We start from the raw sequence: 22,548 nt of genomic DNA, 5'->3' as shown, positions 1-22,548 counted from the left end.
TATTCTAAATAGATGATTAAAATAACCCGAAGTAAATCAACTCTTGTACAATTCAATAACCATAAATAGCATATTATGAAAAAGAATTTTTTCGTTTCTTTTGCCCTTGCTGCAACACTTTTTGCAAGTGCACAGCAAAAAAATACTCTGTTAGAACAATCTTTTTGGAAGACTTCTCCAAAAGTAGAAACAGTTAAAGCAGAAATAGCAAAAGGAAATAACCCTGCTGAAGCCAATATAAATGCTTTTGATGTTACAACTTTAGCCATCAATAATGACGCCCCTATTGAAACTATCAAATTTTTAGTAGAACAGCCAGGAAACTCAATTACTAAACCAACTCACGATAATCGTATTTATTTACACTGGGCCGCTTACAGAGGAAACACAGAATTAGTTCAATATTTAATTGCTAAAGGTTCTGATGTTAATTTTGAAGACAGCCATGGTACAGCTCCAGCAGATTTTGCAGCTTCGAACGGTCAATCAGATCCTGCGATGTATGATGCACTTTTTAAAGCCGGTGTTAATCCAACAAAAAAATATGCAAATGGAGCTAATCTTTTACTTTTAGCTATTGCTTCTGACAAAGATTTAAAAGCTGCAGAATATTTTGCTACTAAAGGAATGTCATTAAAAGATGTAGATAGTGAAGGAAATACGGCTTTTACATATGCCGCAAGATCTGGAAATATTCCGCTTTTGAAAAAACTTTTAGAAAAAGGAATTAAGCCAACTGATACTGCTCTCTTAATCGCTGCACAAGGAAGCCGTAGAGAAACTAATCCAATTGAAACATATAAATATTTGGTTGAAGAAGTAAAAATCAAACCAACTGCTCAAAACAAAACAGGACAAAATGTATTGCATATTTTAGCTGGGAAACCAAATCAGACGGAAATCATTAAATATTTCTTAGATAAAGGTGTTGATGTAAATAAAGCAGATAAAGAAGGTAATACACCAATTATGGCAGCTGCTTCGGCAAGAGAAACGGCTGTTTTAGAACTTTTTCTTTCAAAAGCTAAAAACATAAATGTACAAAACTTAAAAGGAGAATCTGCTTTAACTTATGCAGTAAGAAATGGTTCGCCAGAAGCTGTAAGTTTACTTTTAGCTAAAGGTGCTGACGTAAATGTAAAAGATAAAGACGGAAATAATTTAGGTGTTTATTTAGTACAATCTTATCGTCCAGCAGGAAGAGAAAGAGAAACTCCTAAAGAAGATCCATTTGACGCAAAAGCAAAATTGCTTCAGGCTAAAGGATTGAATTTAGCAACTGCACAAAAAGATGGAAATACATTATACCATTTAGCAATTACCAAAAATGATGTATCTCTTTTGAAAAAAATCACTGATTTAAAAGTAGATGTTAATGCTAAAAACAAAGAAGGTTTAACAGCGCTGCACAGAGCTGCAATGACTTCAAAAGATGATGCTATTTTGAAATACCTTGTTGAAGCTGGTGCAAAAAAAGACATCAGTACAGAGTTTGATGAAACGGCTTATGCTTTAGCAAAAGAAAATGAGCTGCTTACAAAAAATAATATCTCTGTAGAATTTTTAAAATAGTCCTTAAAAGTTATGAGTTCTTCGTTAGAAGTTAGAAGTTTAACTTTACGAATAACAACTCATAACTCTTAACCCTTAACAAATAACATAAATTTCATGAAATCTATATTCAAAATTGCCCTAACAAGTGCTTTTATCTTTTTAGCTTCTTTCCAATCTAATGCACAGTCTAGCAAATACAAATGCATGCTTCAGATGAACAATTATATGGGAGAAGGTGCTTATATCGTAGTTTCTTTAGTTAACGCAAACGGAGAATACGAAAAAACACTTTATGTAATGGGCGATGACAAAAAATGGTACAAATCATTAAAAGAATGGAACAAATTCCATACTCAAAAAAATGATGATATCAGCGCTAAAACAGGTGCATCTGTTACAGGCGGAGACCGCAGTGTTACGACAATCGAAATTGAAAATTCTAAAATCAATAAAGGATACAAACTGCGTTTTGAATCGGCTGTAGAAGATCAGAAATACTATGTGAGCGATCTTGAAATTCCACTCACTACAGAAGGTATCGCTGAAAAAACAGACGGTAAAGGATACATCAAATACGTAAGATTAAACAAAATATAAAACTTTAGTATTTTACTTTTAACCTCTTGTTAAAGTATAAAGGCTACTTTTATACTTTAAGTAAAAATCCAAGCTTTGTCAAAGTTTCTAATTTTGACAAAGCTTTAAACATTTAATTACATTCTAGAATACACGCAATGACTCTTTCTTTCTGGCGTTACGCACATTTGGCTTTAGCCTTATTTTCTTCTATTTTTTTGCTTTTGGCTTCGGTAACAGGTATTATTTTGGCTGTTGATGCAGTGCAGGAAAAAACACTTCCGTACAAAGCCGAAAATTTTAATAAAATAACATTGGGAGAAACGCTTCCAATTCTAAAAAAAGCCTATCCAGAAATTACAGAATTAAGTGTTGATTATAATCAATTTGTAACGCTTCAGGCTATTGATGAAAATGGAAACGATGTTAACGCCTATATTGATCCCAAAACAGGTAAAGTTTTAGGAACTCCAGTAAAGAAAAGCGAATTCATTAAATGGATTACCAGTTTTCACCGTTCGTTGTTTCTTCATGAAGCAGGAAGGTTTTTTGTTGGTGTAATCTCATTTTGCTTACTGCTGATTTCCCTTTCAGGATTTGTATTGGTATTGAAAAGACAGCGCGGTATTCGCAACTTCTTTTCTAAAGTAGTTAAAGAATATTTTGCTCAATATTATCATGTTGTTTTAGGACGTTTGGCTCTAATCCCGATTTTGATTATTGCTTTAACGGGAACTTATTTGTCACTTGAAAGATTCAACTTTTTTATGGGTGAAGAAAAAGCAAAACCCGTTAAGACTGAACTTTCGGCGAAAGCCAAAACCACTTCAATCTTTAAAACGACTTTATTAGCTGATGTAAAGAAAATCGAATTTCCTTTTACAGATGATCCTGAAGAATATTATATCATTGAATTAAAAGACCGCGAAGTTGAAGTAAATCAGGTTACAGGTGCTGTAATTAGTGAGAAGCTTTCGCCAATGACTGTTCAATATGCGGCATTAAGTCTTGATCTTCATACCGGAAGAATCAACGGAATCTGGGCTGTAATTTTGGCTATCGCCTGTATCAATATTTTGTTCTTTATTTATTCTGGTTTTGCGATTACTTTGAAAAGAAGGTCAAGCCGAATTAAAAATAAATTTAAAGCACACGAAAGCACTTTTATTCTTTTAGTTGGATCTGAAAACGGAAGTTCTTTTAGGTTTGCCAATGCCATTTCGAAACAATTAATTGGTCATGGACATAAAGTTTTTATAACCGAATTAAATCGTTTTGCAGCTTATCCAAAGGCAGAACATATTATTGTTTTTTCTTCGACTCATGGTTTGGGAGATGCGCCTTCTAACGGAAATAAATTCAAAGCATTACTGGAAAAGCAAAATCAGGAACAGCAAATCAATTTTTCTGTGGTTGGTTTTGGCTCTAAATCGTATCCAGATTTCTGCGGATTTGCTGTTGAAATTGACCAGCTTTTAGCCAAACAAAACTGGGCAGAACGTTATTTAGACTTGCAGACTGTAAACGACAAATCGGCTGTGGAGTTTGTAGAATGGGTAAAATTATGGAGCGCTAAAACTGGAATTCCGTTAGCGACAACTCCATCATTATACAATCATGTTCCAAAAGGATTAGACAAATTAATGGTTTTGGATAAAACACCAATTTCTGATACAGAACATACTTTTATATTGACATTGCGTGCCAATTCAAGAACCAAATTTGCTTCTGGGGATTTATTAGCAATTTATCCTGCCAATGATTCTAGAGAACGCCTCTACTCTATTGGAAATCATTCCGGCAACATTCAATTGGTTGTGAAATTGCATCCAAACGGGTTCGGTTCTGGATATTTGAATAATCTAGAGCCTGGAAATGTTATAAAAGCTAAAATTTTAAAAAACCCTGCATTCCATCTTCCTAAAAAAGCACAAAAAGTAGCTTTAATCTCAAACGGAACTGGAATTGCTCCATTTTTAGGAATGATAGAACAGAATAAAGCAAAGAAAGAAATTCATTTATACAGTGGCTTCAGAATGATTACTCCTACTTTGATGGCGTATAAAAAATTTGCTGGAATCATGATTCAGAAAGAGCACTTGGAGCATTTTCATGTTGCTTTATCTCGAGAAGCAGAACATATTTATGTAATGGATTTGATTAAAAATGATGCTGTCTTTTTTATGAATTTATTAAAAAATGGCGGTGTTATTATGATCTGTGGTTCACTTGCCATGCAGAAAGATGTTGAAGTTATTTTGGATGAATTATGTTTGTCTAATGGAACAAAAACGCTTTTGGAATACAAAGAAAATGGTCAATTATTAACGGATTGTTATTAAGAAATTTTAAATTTCTGATTTTAGATTGCATGATGGAATTTAATTTTAGATTTAAATATTTTGCTTCATCAGAACGTTATTCAATTAAAAAATGATTTTATGCAAAAATCAATTATATATAAACTTCTAATTTTTTTTGTAACACTTCAAAGTTTCTCATGCTATTCGCAAGTTTTACGAAAAAGAACAACACTTTTAATGGGCGGACGATTTGATATTAGTATCGTCGCAAAAGACTCGTTATCTGCTGAGCAAAATATCAATGAAGTCATTGCTGAAATTACTCGAATTGAAAATCTCATTTCAGATTGGAAACCTGATTCTCAAGTTTCCGAAGTGAATCAAAATGCTGGTGTAAAACCAATAAAAGTAGATCGCGAAGTTTTTGAATTAGCCCAAAGAGCCATAAAACTATCTGAAATTACCAATGGCGGATTTGATGTAAGTTTTGCCGCAATGGACAGAATCTGGAAATTTGACGGTTCAATGACCGAAATGCCTTCGGCGGAAGCCATAAAAAAATCGGTAGAAAAAGTGGGTTATAGAAATATCATTTTGGACAGCGTAGAATCGACTATATTCTTAAAACTAAAAGGAATGAAAATCGGATTTGGCGCTTTAGGCGAAGGTTATGCAACTGATAAATGCCGTGCCATGATGATTAAAAAAGGAATTGAAGCCGGAATTATTAATGGTTCTGGAGATATGAGCACTTGGGGGAAACAACCTAACGGAAACGATTGGAAAATCGGAATTACCAATCCGTTTAAACCTGAGAAAATTTTAGCGGCAATTCCATTAAAGGATGGCGCTATTACTACTTCTGGCAGTTATGAAAAGTTTGTTGTTTTTAATGGCAAACGTTATTCTCATATTATAAATCCCGCGACTGGATATCCTGCAACAGGTTTATGCAGTGTAACTGTTGTAGGCCCAAACGCCGAAACTGCCAACGGATTAAGTACTTCGATGATGGTTTTAGGGCAAACCGAAGGATTATTATTACTTCAAAAATTCCCGCAATACAGCTGTGTTATGATTACAGATAAAGGAAAAGTAGTTAAGTCTAAAAACTTTGCTTATAAGTTGTAATCTAAACAATATTTTTGCTGTCAAAGGCGTAAAGTTTTAAACCATATAAGTTATATAAGTAATTTAAGTTTTTCTTAATTGTTTTTATATAATTTGTATGGTTTTATACTTTATCAAATACATATTTCAAACCACTAATAATCAAACACATAATCAATATTTCTTCAATATTAAAATAACATTAGAAACATCTTCACAATTCTAATAATCTTCTAATTGCTTTATTTAGATTAAATTTAAATTATCATATAAGTTTGCAGCACTTTATACGCAATACTCAATATGAGAACAACTTTACTACTATTTTTATTTACCATTTCAGCTTGGTCACAAACCGGAAATCTAACAGGAAAAGTGACATTTGGAACCAATGAATTAGCTTATGGTTCTTCAGTTATTATAAAAGGAACTCAGAAATATGCTATTGTAAATGATTTTGGTCGTTATGAATTTAAAGACTTAAAATATGGGGAGTATATCTTGGAGACTTCTTCTATGGAAGGCCAGACAAGAACTACAAAAGTAAACATCAACAAAGCGAATACAGAACTTAATATTTCTTTGGATCGAAATGGCCCTAAAGATTTAGAGGAAGTTGTAATCAAAAAATCTTCTATTAGAAAAGAAATAATGGAGAAAGGTTTTGCTGTGAATGTAATTGAAACACAGGAAGCAGCAAAAAGAAATCTTCAGACCAACGATTTATTAGATCGTTCAGGTGGTGTTAGAATCAGACAAAACGGAGGATTAGGTTCTGCTGTAACTTACAATATTAATGGAATGTCTGGAAATGCGATTAGAATTTTCATTGATGGAATTCCGATTCAAACTTACGGAGCTTCATTCAGTTTAAATAGTATTCCGCCAGCTTTAATTGAAAGAATAGAAGTTTATAAGGGTGTTGTTCCAGCTTATCTGGCAGATGATTCATTGGGAGGAGCGATCAATGTGATTCTAAAAAAGGGATCTAAAAATATGATCGCTGCTTCGGTTTCTTATGGATCTTTTAATACTATTCAATCGAACTTCAGTACTACTTATAGAGATAAATCTGGTTTTACTGTTAAAGCAAATGGTTTCCAAAATTACTCCGATAATGATTACGAAGTTTGGGGAAGATTTGTTTACAATATTTTACCAAACGGACGTTACGATTACATCAGAGCAAAACGATTTGAAAGTATGTATCGCTCTTACGGAGGCAGACTTGAAGCAGGTTTTACTGATGTAAAATGGGCAGATAATTTCTCTATCAGTTATAATGGCTCTGAAGACTTCAATCAGATTCAGCACGGTCAGTATATGACAAAACCATATAAAGGACGTTTTAGCGAATCTGCAGCCAATGTGTTTAGCTTAAATTATAACAAAAAAGATTTCTTAATAAAGAAACTTGACTTCTCTATAATTTCTGTTTACAGTCATAGAAACGATGTTGTAAACGATACAGTTAAATGGAATTACAATTGGAATGGAGAAAGAGCATTAGGCTTGTACGGTCAGCCTATTTTATCGGTAACCGGTGCTCAGCAGGGAGCTCCAACAATCAATCATCAAAAATCGGATATTTTTAATACAAGAGCCGGATTTACTTATAACATTACCGAAAACCATAAAATCATTGCGAATGGAATGTTTTATACTGTAGATCGAAATGAATTTGACGAAATGCAGCCAGAACTGGTTCGTAATTTTATGGCGACGCGTGATTTAAGTAAAACGGTATCTTCACTTGCTTATGAAATGCAGGCTTTTCAATCACGTTTAAAAGGTAACTTTTTCCTTAAAAATTATAATTTAAAAACCGAGCAAATTACGCCAAGATTAGCTAATCAAAATGGTCAAAGCACATTGGTCGTTGAAACAACATCTAAAAATACCAATTTTACGGGTTATGGTTTTGCAGGTTCTTATGCCATTGTGCCAAAAGTACTGCTAATGCTTTCTGCTGAAAAAGCAATTCGACTGCCTTCTGAAAATGAAATATTTGGACTTCCAGGTGAAAACATTCTGAGTAATGCTAATTTAGGACCAGAGCAAAGTAACAATATCAATGCTGGCGTTAGACTTGGGCCTTACTTGATTAACAATCATAAATTCAATCTATATGGAAATGCTTTCTGGAGAAATACAGAAGATAAAATTGTTCGCCAAATAAGTGACCGTCTGAATGAAGCTGTTCAAGCTTCTCCATTTGTCAATTTAGGAAAAGCACAATCAGTAGGTTTTGAGGCTTCGGTTCAATATTCGTTTAAAGAAAAATTATTTGCTGGCGTCAACCTTTCTAAATTCAATTCACTTTACAAGGATAAATACGATAAAAACGGAAATATTCTTCCTTTATACAATAAACAATTACCAAATGAGCCTTATTTCACTGTAAACGGTAATCTGCAGTACAATTTTAAAAATGTAATTCAAAGCAAATCAGAATTGAATCTATATTACTATTGCGGTTATGTGGCTCCATTTTATACTTCTTGGCTTGAAATTGACAGAACGACAGCTCAGTTTCCACAGGATTTAGGTCTAAGCTATGCTTTTCCTAATAAACAATTTGTAGTAAGCTTTGATGCTAAAAATATTTTTGACGAGCAGGTTTACGACAATTTCGCTGCCCAAAAACCAGGAAGAGCATTTTTCATCAAACTGAACTATGCTATAAATAAATTCTAATCACATTTTAAATAACTAATTTTTTAAATCGACTAATATGAAAAAGAACACATTTAAACTATTTACATCTGGTCTACTGCTAGGTGCATTAGCGTTAACTGCTTCTTGCAGCAGTGACGATAACAAAAACTCAGAACCTGTGAATCCAATAACTGATGGCCGTTGGATTACTGTAGCAGGAGCTTTAATGCAGACAGATCCAGGTGATGGAAATGGCGGAACAAGAGTTTATGCAATCAGTAAAGAAAATGCAATAGATCCTAATTTTTCTGTAGATGTTTATGCAAATGGTACAGCTGTACAATCTAGCAGAACTGCTCGTTTACAATCTTCAGTTGATGGAAGCACTCTTTTTAACATTACTTATACAGGTGCAAACGGCGGTGAGTTTATGACTTACAAAGTAAACGGAGGAAGTAATTTTGCAGAATCTACAGCAAAAGTTAATATTTCCCAGTATGCTGGAACTTCGCCAAGATGGGTAAAACTTTTTGATGGTGATAAAACAGGTGTTGCTGTAAATATTACTGCTCCAGTAGTAAATACAAATGAAGACAAATCATATAAATATACAAGAGGAGTTGCTACTGTATTAGCTTTAGATATGCAGCAAACTTTAATTTCAGGTTACAAACAATACGAAATTCCACTAACTGCTGAAGAAGAAGCTCAAGGACACCACTTTTTCCGTCTAGATGCTCCAACATTAAACAAAGCTGGAAACAAATTAATCATTGGTACTTGGATGCGTAAAACTGATCCAGCAACGGGACAAAATGCACCATCTTTTACACGTTTAGGATCAAAATCTGTTGTGGTTGATTATCCATCATTAGAAAACCCAAAAGTAATTACTTCAACTGTTGGATTTGGTGATACAAGCGGATACAGAAGTTTCAACAGCTTTGTAGCTACTGACGGAAACATTTACCAAGCTACTCAAAGAGATACTCAAAAAGGATCTTACATCTTAAAAATCAACCAAAACAATGAATATGATAATTCTTATGTATTTAGCTTAGATACTGCTTTAGGAATTAAAGGTTCTTATATCGATGCGTGGAGATATGTTGGAAACGGAATTGCTTATGCAGTTTACGCTCAAGAAGGAACTGAACAAGGTTTCTTGGCAAGATTAGACTTAAACGCTAGAACAGCTACAAAAGTAGAAGATATCGCTTATGATGCTGACTTAAACTTCGGTCAATACCAAGGTTTTGTTGTGGATGGAAACAACTTCTATATCGCTGTTACTCCAGTTGGAAAAGACGGAAACATCTATGTAATTGATATTCCTTCAGGAAGAGTTACTAAAGGTGCTAAATTAGTAAACAAACCAGGAAACCACTACATTGGGGTATTCTAAAAGTATACAGTTTTGATTACAAACTGTATGTAATTCATCACTTGAGTTTTTTTTTAATTAGACATTCCGCTTCTATTTATAGTAAGCGGAATGTTTTTTTAATAGACTATGAACAGGGAGTATATCTTGTTTAAACACATAGAAACATAGACTTTCATTGCTTCCGTTTAAGATTATAGAAAAAGCAAGCTTTAACACATAGCTATGTGTTTTTAAAAAAGTGAAACGCCTTTTGTATGCTTTTTAATCCCGATAGCTATCGGGAATGTTTCTATGTGTTTAAAAATTTTAACCAACAGCTTATAATTAGAATTTTGAAGCAAATTCTTTAGCAAAATCTTCTAGTTTGATTTTTCCATCAGCTTTTCCATCATTTTTAAGAAAATCGGATGCAATGGTTTCGTTTCTTAGTCCACTTCCCATTTCGGTATATAAACCCGCCATTTCTTCTGGAACTCCCGCTTGTGTCATTCCTCCAAAATATTGTTCGTCTGTAAATTCAACCCAAGGAAGTTCCGGTTTTCCAATAGCATTTCCAAAAGCTTTTACAATGTCCGAAGGTGTTTTAACATCGCTAACAATATAACGGACATTTTTGCCTTCTTGTGTTTTTTGTAATTCTTCGACTGCTGCCCAAGCAATATCTTCTGGATGTACTAACGGAATTTGATTTGATGCTGGAAAATTAGCTCCCATTATCCCTGCTCCTTTTATCATCGGAATATCGTTGAAGAAATTGATATAGAAATAACCTGCTCTTAAAAAAGTAATAGAAGTATCTAGTTTTTCGTAAATTTTCTCAATGTTATATAAACCTGCAATTGGTCCGTTTCCTGTTGGTAAATCAGCTCCAATACTGCTTAACATTACTACTCTTTTTATATTGGCTTGCTGTATTGCTTTCGCGAAAGCGTCACCTGCATCGGTAGTATTTTTAATAATGTTTACACCTCCCATATTTGGCGGTGTCATGGCAAAAAGGGCATCCGCACCGGCAAATGTCTCTGCAAGAAAATCAGCATCGCTAACAGATCCAATCGCTGCTTTTGAACCCAATGCTTCGATTGCAGATTTTCGATCTGCATTACTGCTTATAACCGTTACATCATGACCTGATTGTACTAATTGAGCCGTTAATGGCTTTCCGATATTTCCTAATGAACCTGAAATTATAATTTTCATCTCTAAATGTTTTTTTATTTAACAAGACAAAGGTATATTTGTACTTACTTTTATACAAGTACTTACCCTAAAGTATGTATTATGACAGCAATTAAAGAATCGTCTACAATTCAGGAAAACAAGCAATATGCCTTGGAAAAATGTCCCGTGACTTTTGTTATGGAAAAAATTGGAGGGTATTGGAAACCTATTATTTTATATCATTTATCGACTGGAGATAAACGGTACAGCGAGCTAAAAAGAGCAATTCCTGCGGTGACCGAAAAGATGCTCATTCAGCATTTGAAACAATTAGAGACAGATGGTTTGGTTATTCGAGAAGCTAAACCTGTGGTTCCACCTTTTGTTACTTATAGTCTTAGTGAAGCAGGAAAAGGGCTTTTACCTGTAATCGATGCTATGGCTGCTTGGGCTTTTAAAGTAAAAGACGGCGTCTATACTATTTAATAGACACCGCCTTTTCAAACAACAAAAACTAACTTAACTAATTCAAAATGAAACTCATTTTATTTTAATTCTGCTTAATAAATAATAAATCTTCTTGATAATTGGCTATTTCCGTTAATGCATTATAAATATATTTTGCCACTAAAGCACCGCCGTCTGAATTAATCAGATCAATATCGTCTTCAGGTGTATGATACTGCGGATGTCCTCCAGTGTGGAAACCAACTGCAGAAATAAATTCTTTGTAAAAAGTGACGTGATCTGATCCGCCTACATCACCTGCATGAATAACTGGATTTAATCCTGAGTTTTCCTGCAGTTTTTTCATTAGCTCTACTCCATTTGGAAAAGTTCCTGCACCTCCCATATAGAGTTCTTTTTTATCATTTAATCTTCCAACCATATCCATATTCAGCATGACTTTTACAGCTTCTTTTGGAACCGGCAGATGATTTACAAAATATTTAGAACCTAACAATCCTTCTTCTTCTCCACTGAAAGAGATAAAAATGATACTTCGTTTAGGCTTAACTTTTTGCTTTGAAATTTCTTCTAAAATGCACAGCAAAGCCGAAACCCCCGAAGCATTATCATCTGCACCGTTATGAATGGCAAATATGTCTTTCTTTTTACTTCCAGAACCTTGTCCGCCCCAGCCCCAATGATCGTAATGTGCTCCAATAACGATGTATTCATTTTTTAGTTTTGGGTCAGATCCTTCAATATAACCTAAAACATTCTGCGTCGAAACACTATCCGATTTCATCTTATTGATTCCTTCTTTCACAAAAAGCTTAAAAGGCTGATAATAAGAATCATTGAATTCTCTTAAACCATACTTTTTAAAGTACTTTTTAATATAAGCAGCAGCTTCATTATTTCCTTTAGTTCCAGGAAAACGACCTTCTAATTTATCAGAAGACAAATATTTATCGTGCTGATGAAAGGTTTTGGCATTCTGGGCATTAAGATGAAAACAGAAGAATAAAACTCCTATTTTTAGTACATTATTTGAAAGTCTAGAAGATTTCATATCGCGTTTATAATTAATTCAAATCGAATGCAGTATGTTTGATATACTTTCTGTCGTAAGTGTACAAAACATGAATTTTTTTATCAGTAGTCTGAATAATGGCTGGATAACTGAATTCGCCTTTTTCCTGTTTTTCAAGATCAAATAGTTTTCTCCAGATTAGACCATCTTTTGAATATTCTACGTCCAAAATATTACGTCCGTTAAACCAGTCCTTTCCTTGTGGTAACGGATTATTAACCAATAAGAAAAGATTTTTATTTACCGTTAAAGCATCAATTCCTGAATTCGAATTGATTACATTTATCGTATTGGTTCTAATCCAGCTTTTTCCGTTATCTCCCGACCAGCTTGAAACTATTTTATTGTGTTTGCTTCGAGATAACATTTGAATATCAGTCGTGCCATGAATTAAAAATGTTGGCTGAATGACATTAAAATTTTGATTGTTTTCTACTGCAATTTTCTTCCAAGAATCAGTTGCTTCTGTATATTCTTCTACGTGAATTCTCCATTCATCAGTATTTACACTTTCTGTGCTGCTTCCACATAAAATTACACCTGGAGTAGTCTCAATTGGTTTGTTACGAATTGGCCCGTAAATTCCGTCTGGAAGGTATTTTGGTTCTCCCCAAGTTGTTCCGTTATCTTTTGAAACAATCATAGCACCAAACCATTCTCTTGGATTCTTTCCCACTTTATAAAACAGGTACAAATTTTGGCTTTTAGCTTTAAAAAGAACTGGGTTCCAACAAGGAAGTGTATCGCCATTTTTAATTAGCGGCCGAATCAATTCTTTTGGCGTTGACCATTTTTTATCTTTATAATCCGAAATATAAATTCCAACATCTTTTGCTCCTTCATATTTTCCTCCAAACCAAGCGGCTAAAATCTCATTTGGTTTGTGTTCTACTAAAGTTGATGCATGACTATTTGTAGTCACTGGTGGATCTGCGATATAACTGCTTTCAATATTAATTGCTTTTATTTGTGCATTTAATCCATTAGAAATAAGAAAAATGGTTAATAAAGTTGTTATAACATATTTTGTATTTGATATCATTTTATTTTTTTTAGATGAAAGAAGTAAGAAACAAGATTTTCAATTTATAAGTCTTTCATCTTGTTTCTCGCTTCTTTAAAAAATCTTAAATCTAACTATTCTTCAGTCCCACTTTATGTCCTGAAATAGCATAATAAAGGATAATAATATAGCAAGGAAGTAAAATCCAATATCCTTTTGTTGAAGCTGTTGCTGTAGCCGTTACTTCATTTATTCCTTGAGCAATAAGGTCTGCTTTTGTACCGTCAACGAATTTTCCATACAAAGGCGGAATCACTGCTCCTCCAGAAATTGCCATAACTAATAAAGCAGCTCCAGTTTTAGTAAATTTCCCTAAACCATTTAACGTTAAAGGCCAAACTGCCGGCCAAACTAAAGCATTTGCAATTCCTAATCCTGCTACAAATAAAACAGAAGTAAATCCAGTAGAAAATACGATGCAAAAAGACAATATAATTCCTAAAACTGCACTTACTTTTAAAGCTAAAGCCTGCGTAATATATTTTGGAATCAAAAAAGCTCCTAAAGCATAAGTAGCTACCATTGCCAATAAAGTAAATGTGGTGAAGAATTTAGCATCTGCTGCAGGAAATCCTAAAGCGATTCCATAAGCAATAATGGTATCACCTGCAATTACTTCAACTCCCACATACATGAACAAAGTTAATACACCTAACCAAAGATGAGGAAACTGAAAAATACTTGTTTTAGCCGTTTTTCCTTCTTCAGCTTCTTCAATTGGCGCTGCTTCAACATTTGGAAGCGGTGCTTTTAGAATTAATAATCCTAAAATAAATAGAACAACTGCCATTGAAATGTAAGGAACTACCACACTGTCTGCCATATTATCTAATAGTGCATTCTTTTCTGAAATACTTACCAAACTTAATTTTTCCTGAATTTCATCTATTCCCGATAACAAAATTGAACCGAAAATAAGAGATCCTAATGCTCCCGCAATTTTATTACAGATTCCCATAATCGAAATTCGTTTCGCAGCACTTTCAATAGGGCCTAAAATCGTAATATAAGGATTTGAAGCCGTCTGCAGCAAAGTCATTCCAGCACCTTGAATAAAGATTCCTGTCAAGAACATCCAATAAGTCCTGGCTTCAGCGGCTGGAATAAAAATTAATGCTCCGAATCCCATAGTGAATAATCCTAGTGACATTCCTTTTTTATAGCCGATTTTAGATAAAATAAAAGAAGCTGGAAGTGCCATAACAACAAACGAAATATAAGAGGCCGAAGCAACCAATAAAGATTGCGCTGACGTTAATTCATTAATCGTCTTCATAAACGGAATCAATGCGCCATTGATCCAGGTTACAAATCCGAAAATAAAAAACAGACTTGCAATAATTAATATCGGTATTAAGGTTGGTTTGGTTTGTGAGGAGTTAGTGGTATTTGCGTTAACCATTTTTATTTTGTGTTTTTTTTGGTTTGATGATGTATTGAATTGGAGTTCATCATCGTTTAGTTAATAGAATTTTTATGCCAATTAGCGACATAAGTATAAAACAAAAGGAGAGTTACCTCTCCTTTTGCATTTTAAGTAAGGACTGTGTCGATCTTTACTCACCAAATTAATTATTTTGTGTCCCACCAAAGTCTTGTTCCACCTGAATCGGCACCGCCTAATTTTACGATACCATCTTCAACTGCTGCTTTGTTAGACGAATATTCATTTGTAGTATAAATAATTCTCTTCATTAGAGATTTACCAACTCCAGCATCTGGGTTATCCGTATTTAAAACTGGATAGATTACTTTAGCATCGCTTCTACGTAAATCTGCCCAAGCTTCCCATGATTCTGGGAAAATTGCTAAGTACTTTTGAACTGCAATCTGTGTACGCTGGTTAGCAACTGATGCAGACCAAGCTACAGGTAATTTCACAGGAATATCTTGTAAATCTAAAGCTGGGTATAACGTTAAAATGTTTGGCAATGTTGGCAATGTTACACCATTAATATAAGCATTAACAGTAGCAGCATCAGTAATTCCCCATTGTGCAAGAGACAATCTAATACCTGTTTCATACAAAGTTTTAGCATCTCCTCCCATATTCCATCCATTTAAAGCTCCTTCTGCTCTAGTCAAATAGTTTTCAGAAGCCATAAAGATTTCAATATTTTTAGTTTCACTAAGTGTATTTGCAGCGCCACTTCCAAGAACGTCATTATTAAATTTAGAGAATTCAGTAGTTCCAAATTGATCTTCTAAACCTCCAACTGGATTTCCTCTATAAGCACCTGTAGCAACTGGGGCAAACCATTTTGACAAACGTGGATCTTGGTATCCAACTAAGATACTTTCCATAGAAGCTGTCATTACATAACCCCAACCATTAACAATCATGTTTAAGTTATTTGGAGTAATGTTACTTACTTTAAAAAATGCACTTTGATCATTAGTCTGCATAACTCCTGCAGCTACAGCAGCTTCAGCTTGAGTTTTTGCTTTTCCTGGATCTTTATCAGAAATTCTTAAAGCCAAACGTAATCTCATGCTATTTCCGAAGATTCTCCATTTGTCTACACTTCCTGAATAAACTCTATCATTTGGGGCAAGAGAGGCAACAGTAGTTGAAGAAGCCGAAGACAATGTCGCGTTAGCTTCATCTAACAATTTAAAGAAATCTTCATAAATAAATTCTACACTATCATAAGGAACTTTGTCTTTACCATTACCCGCTTCAGTGTAAGGAATTGGTCCGTAAGCATCAACCATTTGGTTGTACATGAAAACCTTCCAGATTTTAAGAACTGCGGTAGCTTCAGCATTTCCTTCAGATGCTTTAAATGCATTTGTTAAAGCTGGTGCTGCAACTGTGTAAAATCTTAACCATCCTCTACCTTCGTATCCGTTAACGAAAGCGTTTCTTTCTGTTCCATATCCACAGTTTAAATAGTGAATAAAGGTTGAAGATAAAATACCAGTAGCGATCCCCCAAGTACCTTGATCATCTGTACCTGATGGAGATGAATAAGATCCGTTGTGAATTCCTGCATATAATGCTGATGCAAATGCAGGTCCCGCTAACGTAGCATCTAACTGATCTTCAGTCAATGCATTAGGATCTTTGTTTATTTCATCAAAGTCACCTGTACAGCTTGATAAAATCGAAACTGCCATTAATGCAACTCCTAATGTTTTTATTTTAAATCTATATTTCATGATATCTCTTTTTTAATTAAAATCCAAATTTAACATTTACCCCATAATCTCTTGTAGAAGGGATGTTGAAAGATTCAATACCTTGCAAGTTTCCTGTTCCTGCACCCGCTTCTGGATCAAAGTGCTCTGCTTTGTTAACGAAAAAGAATAAGTTTCTACCTACTAAAGAGAAATCGATACTTGAGAATCCTGAATTACTTAACAAACGTTTTGGTAATGAATAACCAAAAACAAGCTCTCTTAATCTGATATTTGTAGCATCATAGATAAATGGTTCTGCGATTGGAGTTCTTTGTCCAATAGCTGTCCAGTACTGCTCAGCATTAATACTTACTGTATTTGGAGTGTATGTACCATCTCCATTAGAGACCACACCATTAACTACAATTCCTCCTTGTCTTCCTGCTAAAGTAATATCACTTACCCCTAAACCAGCTTGTCTAGCCTGAGTATATGAAATAACTTCACCGCCAATTCTGAAATCAACCAAGAAACTTAAAGAGAAATCTTTGTATTTAAAATTATTTTTGAAACCTGCAGTCCAATCTGGATTGAAATTACCAGCACGAACATCAAAACCATTTGTTGCTAATGGAATACCTGCATTATTTACGATGATATTTCCTTCTGGGTCTCTTTGGAATCCTTTAATATATAAGTCACCATACTCGCCTCCAACAACAACTTTACTTCTAACTAAACGACCTTCACCAAGAACTAATTCATCTCTTCCTTCAAAGATAGACTTTACTTTTGATTTATAAGATGCATAGTTTGCTGTAATATCCCAAGTAAAGTTTTCTGTTTGAATCGGAGTTGCAGTAAGTGTAAGCTCAATACCTTTATTTTCAATATCCCCACCATTTACAACAGCTCTAGAAACTCCAGATGACTCAGGTGTATTGATGTAGAAAATTTGATTATCAGTCAATGTATTGAAATAAGTGAAATCTAAACCTAAACGGTTGTTGAAAAATCTAACATCAACACCAAACTCTGTAGAAGAAGAAATCTCAGGTTTTAAGTTTGGATTAGCCGCTGTAGTATCTCCATACAACATTCCTCCGTTACCTCCAATGTATCTGTATCTTGGATCTAATTGGTACGGATTAGTATCATTACCTACTTGTGCGTAAGAAGCTCTTACTTTTGCAAAACTAATTACTTCTGGTAATGTAAACATATCTGAAAGAACAGCTGAAAGACCTACAGATGGGTAGAAATAATCTGTTGGTAAAGTAGATGACCAGTCATTTCTCGCTGTTAAATCTAAGAATAAATAATTTCTGAAACCAATTTGACCAAATCCGTAAATAGAATTAATTCTTTTCTCTGAAGCTGTAGAGGTAGATTGTATAGTTTGCACATTACCTAATGCAAAGTAGTTTCTTAAACTTAAAACACCACCTGAACTTAGAGAAGAATTACTTTGTTGCAATGAACTTGCACCTCCATTAAGTCCGATAGAAAAATCTCCAAATTTCTCACTATATGCAAGTAATGCATCAATGTTTAACTCACTAACTGTCTCATAAGATTCTCTGTAAGATCCCATGTTATTGTTAAAAGCATTTGTAGCGTAACCGTTTCTTATGTTTCTGTTTGTCATTTGGTCTAAACCAACTCTACCTTGTAAGCTTAATGTTTTTGTAAACTCATATTTAAGAGATGCTAAACCAATAAATCTGTTTCTTTTGTCTGTACGAGCATCATCTCTTAATGCAGACCAGAATGGATTTCCTCCAGGAGCCCCAGTCTCATCAAGAAAATAGTTAACTTGTCTTTGTCCTGCTGCATCAAAATATTCGAAGTTTTTGTAATCGTCATAAGCGATACTACGAGGTAATAAATACGCAGATGTACCAATAGATTCCTCACCAGTTCTTAGTAAGTTATCAATATCCTGAACAATGTAATTTGTTTTAGCATCTAAAGTTAACTTATCAGTAATTTTACTAGTCAATCTTAAGTTAAGATTGTGTCTGTCCATTTGGTTACCTCCCACAATACCTTCAGCACGTGTATTAGTATAAGAGAAGTATCCTTGTGCTTTCTCGTTACCTGCTGTAACAGTTAATGTGTTTGCTAAGTTATACCCAGTTTTGTAAAAATCAATTACGTTGTTTGGCTGTGGAGAATAACTTTGTGTAGCTGGTCCAACATAATTTGGGTTACGAACTAACTGCCAGTTTGAAACTTGGCTTCCATCCATTCTACCTCCCCAACTTGAAGAAGAGTTTGCGACATACGCACCGTTTGTTCCTTGTCCATACTCATTTTGTAAATTCATCAAGTTGTAAGCAGAAGATGCCATAAAGTTAGATGATAAAGTAACAGACGTTTTTCCTGCTTTCCCAGATTTAGTTGTAATTACGATTACACCATTTGATGCTCTAGAACCATAAAGTGCTGCCGCAGATGGTCCTTTCAAAACCGTCATCGAAGCAATATCTTCTGGGTTAATGTTAGAAATACCATCTGGCTGTGTAGTTCCTCCCGTATCAATATCAGGGTTTGTGTCTGTTGTACCATTACTAATTGGCACACCATCTACTACATATAAAGGCTGGTTGTTACCATTAAGAGATCTGTTACCTCTTAAAGTAATTCTAGAAGAAGAACCAACACCATTTGAAGTAGTAGAGAAGTTAAGACCCGCAACTTTACCAGAAAGTGAGTTGGCAACGTTTAATGATCTTGCTTCTGATAACTCATCTACTGAAACGTTTTGTGCAGAATAAGTAATGGCTTTTTTCTCTCTCTTAATACCAAGAGCAGTTACCACTACTTCTCCTAACTGCTGTGTGTCTGCACCTAAAGACACATTAATAGTAGTTTGTGATCCTACAGCTACTTCTTTTGTAGCAGAACCTACATAAGTAAATACTAAAACCGACGATTGATTTGGAACACTAATGCTGTATTTTCCATCAAAATCTGATGAAGCACTTGTTTTTGTTCCTTTAACAATAATATTTGCTCCAGGAATCGGAATTCCGCTAACAGCATCTGTTATCGTTCCTTTTACTGTAGTCTGCGCTTCTAGGCTTTGGAACCCAAAAAGGCATATGACGAACAGTAATTTTAGTACGTTTTTAATCATATTAGTTGTTTTTTTAGAGTTAATAACATGTTAAATTTAAGAATACGTTTTGTTAACAATACATAATTTCGACAAATGACAATTTTGAAAAGGTGTTGGTGAAAGTTTGGTCGAAAATTGAAAGAAAACGTTTTCATTTGTAATCCAACTCTGCCTTATTTTAAAGGCTAGAACTCTATTTATTGAAGAGATTTTAGCCTTTTATAATTGTATTCATTTTTTTAAAGCAAAAACGCCGAAAAATATTCGGCGTTTTTAGGTTTTTAGTTCAAAACCTTGAATTTAGTTTTAAGCAAATCAGTCGAATTTCCGCCCACCATAACTTCGAAATCTCCAGGCTCTACAACGCGCTTCATTTCTCTGTTCCAAAGAGATAGCTCTTCTGGTGTAAGTGTAAATTCAACATTTTTTATTTCTCCTTTTTTGATATTTAATCTTTTGAATCCTTTTAACGTTTTTTCAGGTGTAGTGGTACTGCTGTAAACATCATTAATATACAATTGAACCACTTCATCTCCATCTCTATCCCCAACATTTTTAACATCAACAGAAACTTTTACTTCTCCGTTTGGTTTAATTTCAGTAGTATTCAGTTTTAGATTAGAATATTCAAACTTCGTATAACTTAATCCGTAACCGAATGAATATAAAGGATGCTCGCTTTCTGCAACATATTTATGGATTGCAGATGGTTTTTGGTTATAATATATAGGTAACTGCCCAACTGATTTTGGTACTGTGATTGGCAATCTTCCTCCTGGGTTGTAATCTCCAAACAAAACATCAGCCACTGCTCTACCTCCTAATTCACCTGGGAACCATCCTTCTAAAACAGCAGGAATGTTTTCAGCAATCCAGTTTGTAGAAAGCGGACGACCATTTAATAACACACAAACTACTGGAGTTCCTGTTTTGTGAATCTCTTCAATTAATTGCTGCTGAATTCCGAATAAGTCTAAAGAAGCCACATCTCTGTTTTCTTCAACCAATTCGTTAGATTCTCCTAAAACTACAATTGCAACATCTGCTTTTTTAGCGGCTTCGATTGCTGGCTGTAAGTTTACTTTTTCTAAATTCCAACGGAAATGAGCTCTGGCTCCCCAGCCTCCTTCCCACATCTCGATGCGGACTTTGTATTTTTTACCTTTTTCAATGTTTTTAGGAGTTGTAACCATGCTTGTTGCTCCTTTTGTCCAGTTGTCGATAACCAATTGATCATCGATATACATTCTAATTCCGTCATCAGAACTTAAACCTAACCAGCCATCCAATGCTTGATCTGATTTTAAGAATCCTGTCCATCTGATAGAAAAATCATCTACATTAACACCATCTCCGGGAGCCCAAGGCCAGTCAAACTCTAACTGACTGTCGATACGAGTCAATGCCGGAGTTCCTTGCAATTCTCTATTGTTAAAATATTCTCCTTTTAATCCGTTTTGAGATTCGTCTGGTGTAAATAAGTATTTAGATGGAATAATCTGTCCTTTTACGATCAACGGAACTCCTTCTTCGTAAACTACATTCGCCGTTTTTCCAACTAATTCTTTAACTCCTTCGTAAACCGTCATACCCACACTATTTTTTGGAGCATAACCACCCAATCTTGAAGCATTTGCATTTGGTCCGATAACCGCAATATTCTTCAAGTTTTTACTTAAAGGCAAAGTGTTGTTTTCATTTTTCAATAAAACCATAGATTTCTGAGCCGCTTCTAAAGCAACAGCTTGATTTTCTGGAGTATGAAAACGCTCTTTAATTAGATTTTTTTCTGTGTATGGATTTTCAAATAATCCTAATAAGAATTTCAAACGTAAAACTCCTCCCGCTGCACGGTCGATATTTTCTGTTGTCAATTTCTTTTCATTTACTAATTCAATAATGGTGTTCTGCCAGAATTCATTACTAAAATCATAAAACTGCATATCAACACCAGAAGAAACTGCTTCTCTAATAGCATCTTTTGGAGAATCAGCCACTTTATGAGTCGTTTGAATGTATTTGATAGCTCCTAAATCGGATACTACAATTCCTTTAAAACCCCATTCATTTCTCAAAACATCTGTCAATAACCAATGATTGGCAGCACAAGGAATTCCGTCTAACTCAGAATAAGCACACATAGTTCCTAAAGCTCCACCTTTTCTGAATGCTTTTTCAAAAGATGGCAAATGATCTTCCCTTGCAGAACGTTCTCCAACCAAAATAGGTGAAGAATTTCCTCCCGCTTGTGGAATACCGTGAACAGCAAAGTGTTTTGGTTCTGCAATAATAGAACGATCCGATTTTAAATCGTCTCCCTGCAATCCTTTAATGAAAGCCAAACCTATTTCGCTGTTTAAGAAAGCATCTTCGCCAAATGTTTCAGCAACACGCCCCCATCTTGGCTCACGTCCTAAATCTAAGTTGGGTCCAAAACCAAAATGAACACCATGTGCTCTGGCTTCCATACCAATAACTTTACCCACTTTGTCCATCGTAGCAATATCCCAAGTTGCTCCAAGACCAATGTTCATTGGAAAAGCGGTACTTCCTTCGTCTAAATAGCCGTGAAGCATTTCGCACATAATCAGTGCTGGAATCCCCCAACGATTTCCTTTTATCACATTAGTCTGCAAATCATTGATCATTTTCGCTGAACGCGGATACAAGTCATGAATCGCTCCTATTCCTAATTTTCCAATTTTTTCTGCCGATTTACCTTTAGCGAAATCTTCTTTATCTTTAAAAAAATCTCCTCTGTACATATCCATCTGACGCACTTTTTCTTCAAGCGTCATACGGCTTAACAAGTCTTGAACTCTTTCTTCTACTGGTAATTTGGCATCCTGATACGGATACTTTTTCTGGGCATGGGTCTGGTTTAAAAAACCAACAGCCATTACAAAAATAATGGCCGTTTTTCTCATTCTTAATTGTAACATAGTTGTG

General features: G+C 34.6%; 14 protein-coding genes. 7 read left to right on the top strand and 7 right to left on the bottom strand.

The features are described 5' to 3' along the window. The first annotated feature begins 75 nt into the window (after positions 1-75). The 6 genes from GSY47_RS09180 (at position 76) to GSY47_RS09155 (ending at position 9,606) form a co-directional block, all read left to right on the top strand. Positions 76-1,572, top strand: coding sequence for an ankyrin repeat domain-containing protein (locus GSY47_RS09180; protein WP_179005879.1), 1,497 nt, complete (start codon positions 76-78; stop codon positions 1,570-1,572). Between the two features lie 96 nt (positions 1,573-1,668). Next, positions 1,669-2,151, top strand: a complete 483-nt coding sequence (locus GSY47_RS09175; RefSeq protein ID WP_179005877.1) for a DUF2271 domain-containing protein — start codon at positions 1,669-1,671, stop codon at positions 2,149-2,151. Positions 2,152-2,288: 137 nt separating this feature from the next. Continuing rightward, positions 2,289-4,472, top strand: coding sequence for a PepSY domain-containing protein (locus tag GSY47_RS09170; protein WP_179005876.1), 2,184 nt, complete (start codon positions 2,289-2,291; stop codon positions 4,470-4,472). Positions 4,473-4,571: 99 nt separating this feature from the next. Then, positions 4,572-5,564 carry an FAD:protein FMN transferase gene (locus tag GSY47_RS09165; RefSeq protein WP_179005874.1) on the top strand — a complete coding sequence of 331 codons (993 nt, stop codon included), beginning with the start codon at positions 4,572-4,574 and terminating at the stop codon, positions 5,562-5,564. Between the two features lie 282 nt (positions 5,565-5,846). After that, positions 5,847-8,240 carry a TonB-dependent receptor gene (locus tag GSY47_RS09160; RefSeq protein ID WP_179005872.1) on the top strand — a complete coding sequence of 798 codons (2,394 nt, stop codon included), beginning with the start codon at positions 5,847-5,849 and terminating at the stop codon, positions 8,238-8,240. Positions 8,241-8,277: 37 nt separating this feature from the next. Beyond that, the gene (locus tag GSY47_RS09155) at positions 8,278-9,606 is read left to right on the top strand and encodes a hypothetical protein (protein WP_179005870.1); all 1,329 of its coding nucleotides are present in this window, start codon (positions 8,278-8,280) and stop codon (positions 9,604-9,606) included. Positions 9,607-9,912: 306 nt separating this feature from the next. On the opposite strand, the gene GSY47_RS09150 is transcribed toward GSY47_RS09155, so the two are convergent. Then, positions 9,913-10,788 (bottom strand): NmrA family NAD(P)-binding protein, encoded by an 876-nt coding sequence (locus tag GSY47_RS09150; RefSeq protein ID WP_179005868.1) that lies wholly within the window; start codon positions 10,786-10,788, stop codon positions 9,913-9,915. Between the two features lie 81 nt (positions 10,789-10,869). Between GSY47_RS09150 and GSY47_RS09145 the strand changes: the two genes are divergently transcribed. Further along, positions 10,870-11,235, top strand: coding sequence for a winged helix-turn-helix transcriptional regulator (locus GSY47_RS09145; RefSeq protein WP_179005866.1), 366 nt, complete (start codon positions 10,870-10,872; stop codon positions 11,233-11,235). A gap of 64 nt (positions 11,236-11,299) precedes the next feature. On the opposite strand, the gene GSY47_RS09140 is transcribed toward GSY47_RS09145, so the two are convergent. From GSY47_RS09140 to GSY47_RS09115, 6 genes are all read right to left on the bottom strand, one after another. Further along, the gene (locus GSY47_RS09140) at positions 11,300-12,268 is read right to left on the bottom strand and encodes a M20/M25/M40 family metallo-hydrolase (protein WP_246611299.1); all 969 of its coding nucleotides are present in this window, start codon (positions 12,266-12,268) and stop codon (positions 11,300-11,302) included. A gap of 13 nt (positions 12,269-12,281) precedes the next feature. Continuing rightward, the gene (locus GSY47_RS09135; protein WP_179005864.1) at positions 12,282-13,331 is read right to left on the bottom strand and encodes a sialidase family protein; all 1,050 of its coding nucleotides are present in this window, start codon (positions 13,329-13,331) and stop codon (positions 12,282-12,284) included. A gap of 91 nt (positions 13,332-13,422) precedes the next feature. Continuing rightward, positions 13,423-14,754, bottom strand: coding sequence for a sugar MFS transporter (locus GSY47_RS09130; protein ID WP_179005862.1), 1,332 nt, complete (start codon positions 14,752-14,754; stop codon positions 13,423-13,425). A 170-nt stretch (positions 14,755-14,924) separates the two neighbouring features. Then, positions 14,925-16,514 (bottom strand): SusD/RagB family nutrient-binding outer membrane lipoprotein, encoded by a 1,590-nt coding sequence (locus GSY47_RS09125; protein WP_219071241.1) that lies wholly within the window; start codon positions 16,512-16,514, stop codon positions 14,925-14,927. A 16-nt stretch (positions 16,515-16,530) separates the two neighbouring features. Next, the gene (locus GSY47_RS09120; protein ID WP_179005858.1) at positions 16,531-19,617 is read right to left on the bottom strand and encodes a SusC/RagA family TonB-linked outer membrane protein; all 3,087 of its coding nucleotides are present in this window, start codon (positions 19,615-19,617) and stop codon (positions 16,531-16,533) included. Between the two features lie 263 nt (positions 19,618-19,880). Next, positions 19,881-22,541: a glycoside hydrolase family 3 protein gene (locus GSY47_RS09115; RefSeq protein WP_179005856.1), complete on the bottom strand. Its 2,661-nt coding sequence runs from the start codon at positions 22,539-22,541 to the stop codon at positions 19,881-19,883. Between the last annotated feature and the right edge of the window lie 7 nt (positions 22,542-22,548).

Origin of the sequence: Flavobacterium quisquiliarum, from assembly GCF_019308285.1 — a bacterium.
Lineage (GTDB): Bacteria > Bacteroidota > Bacteroidia > Flavobacteriales > Flavobacteriaceae > Flavobacterium > Flavobacterium quisquiliarum.
The sequence above is the reverse complement of the archived record's forward strand: the minus strand, read 5'-3'. Positions and strand labels throughout refer to the sequence as shown.

What these genes read in the sequence shown, in the direction of transcription:
- GSY47_RS09115 (WP_179005856.1), bottom strand. Translation starts at nt 22,541, where the DNA reads ATGTTACAATTAAGAATGAGAAAAACGGCCATTATTTTTGTAATGGCT.
- GSY47_RS09120 (WP_179005858.1), bottom strand. Translation starts at nt 19,617, where the DNA reads ATGATTAAAAACGTACTAAAATTACTGTTCGTCATATGCCTTTTTGGG.
- GSY47_RS09135 (WP_179005864.1), bottom strand. Translation starts at nt 13,331, where the DNA reads ATGATATCAAATACAAAATATGTTATAACAACTTTATTAACCATTTTT.
- GSY47_RS09145 (WP_179005866.1), top strand. Translation starts at nt 10,870, where the DNA reads ATGACAGCAATTAAAGAATCGTCTACAATTCAGGAAAACAAGCAATAT.
- GSY47_RS09180 (WP_179005879.1), top strand. Translation starts at nt 76, where the DNA reads ATGAAAAAGAATTTTTTCGTTTCTTTTGCCCTTGCTGCAACACTTTTT.
- GSY47_RS09150 (WP_179005868.1), bottom strand. Translation starts at nt 10,788, where the DNA reads ATGAAAATTATAATTTCAGGTTCATTAGGAAATATCGGAAAGCCATTA.
- GSY47_RS09130 (WP_179005862.1), bottom strand. Translation starts at nt 14,754, where the DNA reads ATGGTTAACGCAAATACCACTAACTCCTCACAAACCAAACCAACCTTA.
- GSY47_RS09165 (WP_179005874.1), top strand. Translation starts at nt 4,572, where the DNA reads ATGCAAAAATCAATTATATATAAACTTCTAATTTTTTTTGTAACACTT.
- GSY47_RS09140 (WP_246611299.1), bottom strand. Translation starts at nt 12,268, where the DNA reads ATGAAATCTTCTAGACTTTCAAATAATGTACTAAAAATAGGAGTTTTA.
- GSY47_RS09160 (WP_179005872.1), top strand. Translation starts at nt 5,847, where the DNA reads ATGAGAACAACTTTACTACTATTTTTATTTACCATTTCAGCTTGGTCA.
- GSY47_RS09170 (WP_179005876.1), top strand. Translation starts at nt 2,289, where the DNA reads ATGACTCTTTCTTTCTGGCGTTACGCACATTTGGCTTTAGCCTTATTT.
- GSY47_RS09155 (WP_179005870.1), top strand. Translation starts at nt 8,278, where the DNA reads ATGAAAAAGAACACATTTAAACTATTTACATCTGGTCTACTGCTAGGT.
- GSY47_RS09125 (WP_219071241.1), bottom strand. Translation starts at nt 16,514, where the DNA reads ATGAAATATAGATTTAAAATAAAAACATTAGGAGTTGCATTAATGGCA.
- GSY47_RS09175 (WP_179005877.1), top strand. Translation starts at nt 1,669, where the DNA reads ATGAAATCTATATTCAAAATTGCCCTAACAAGTGCTTTTATCTTTTTA.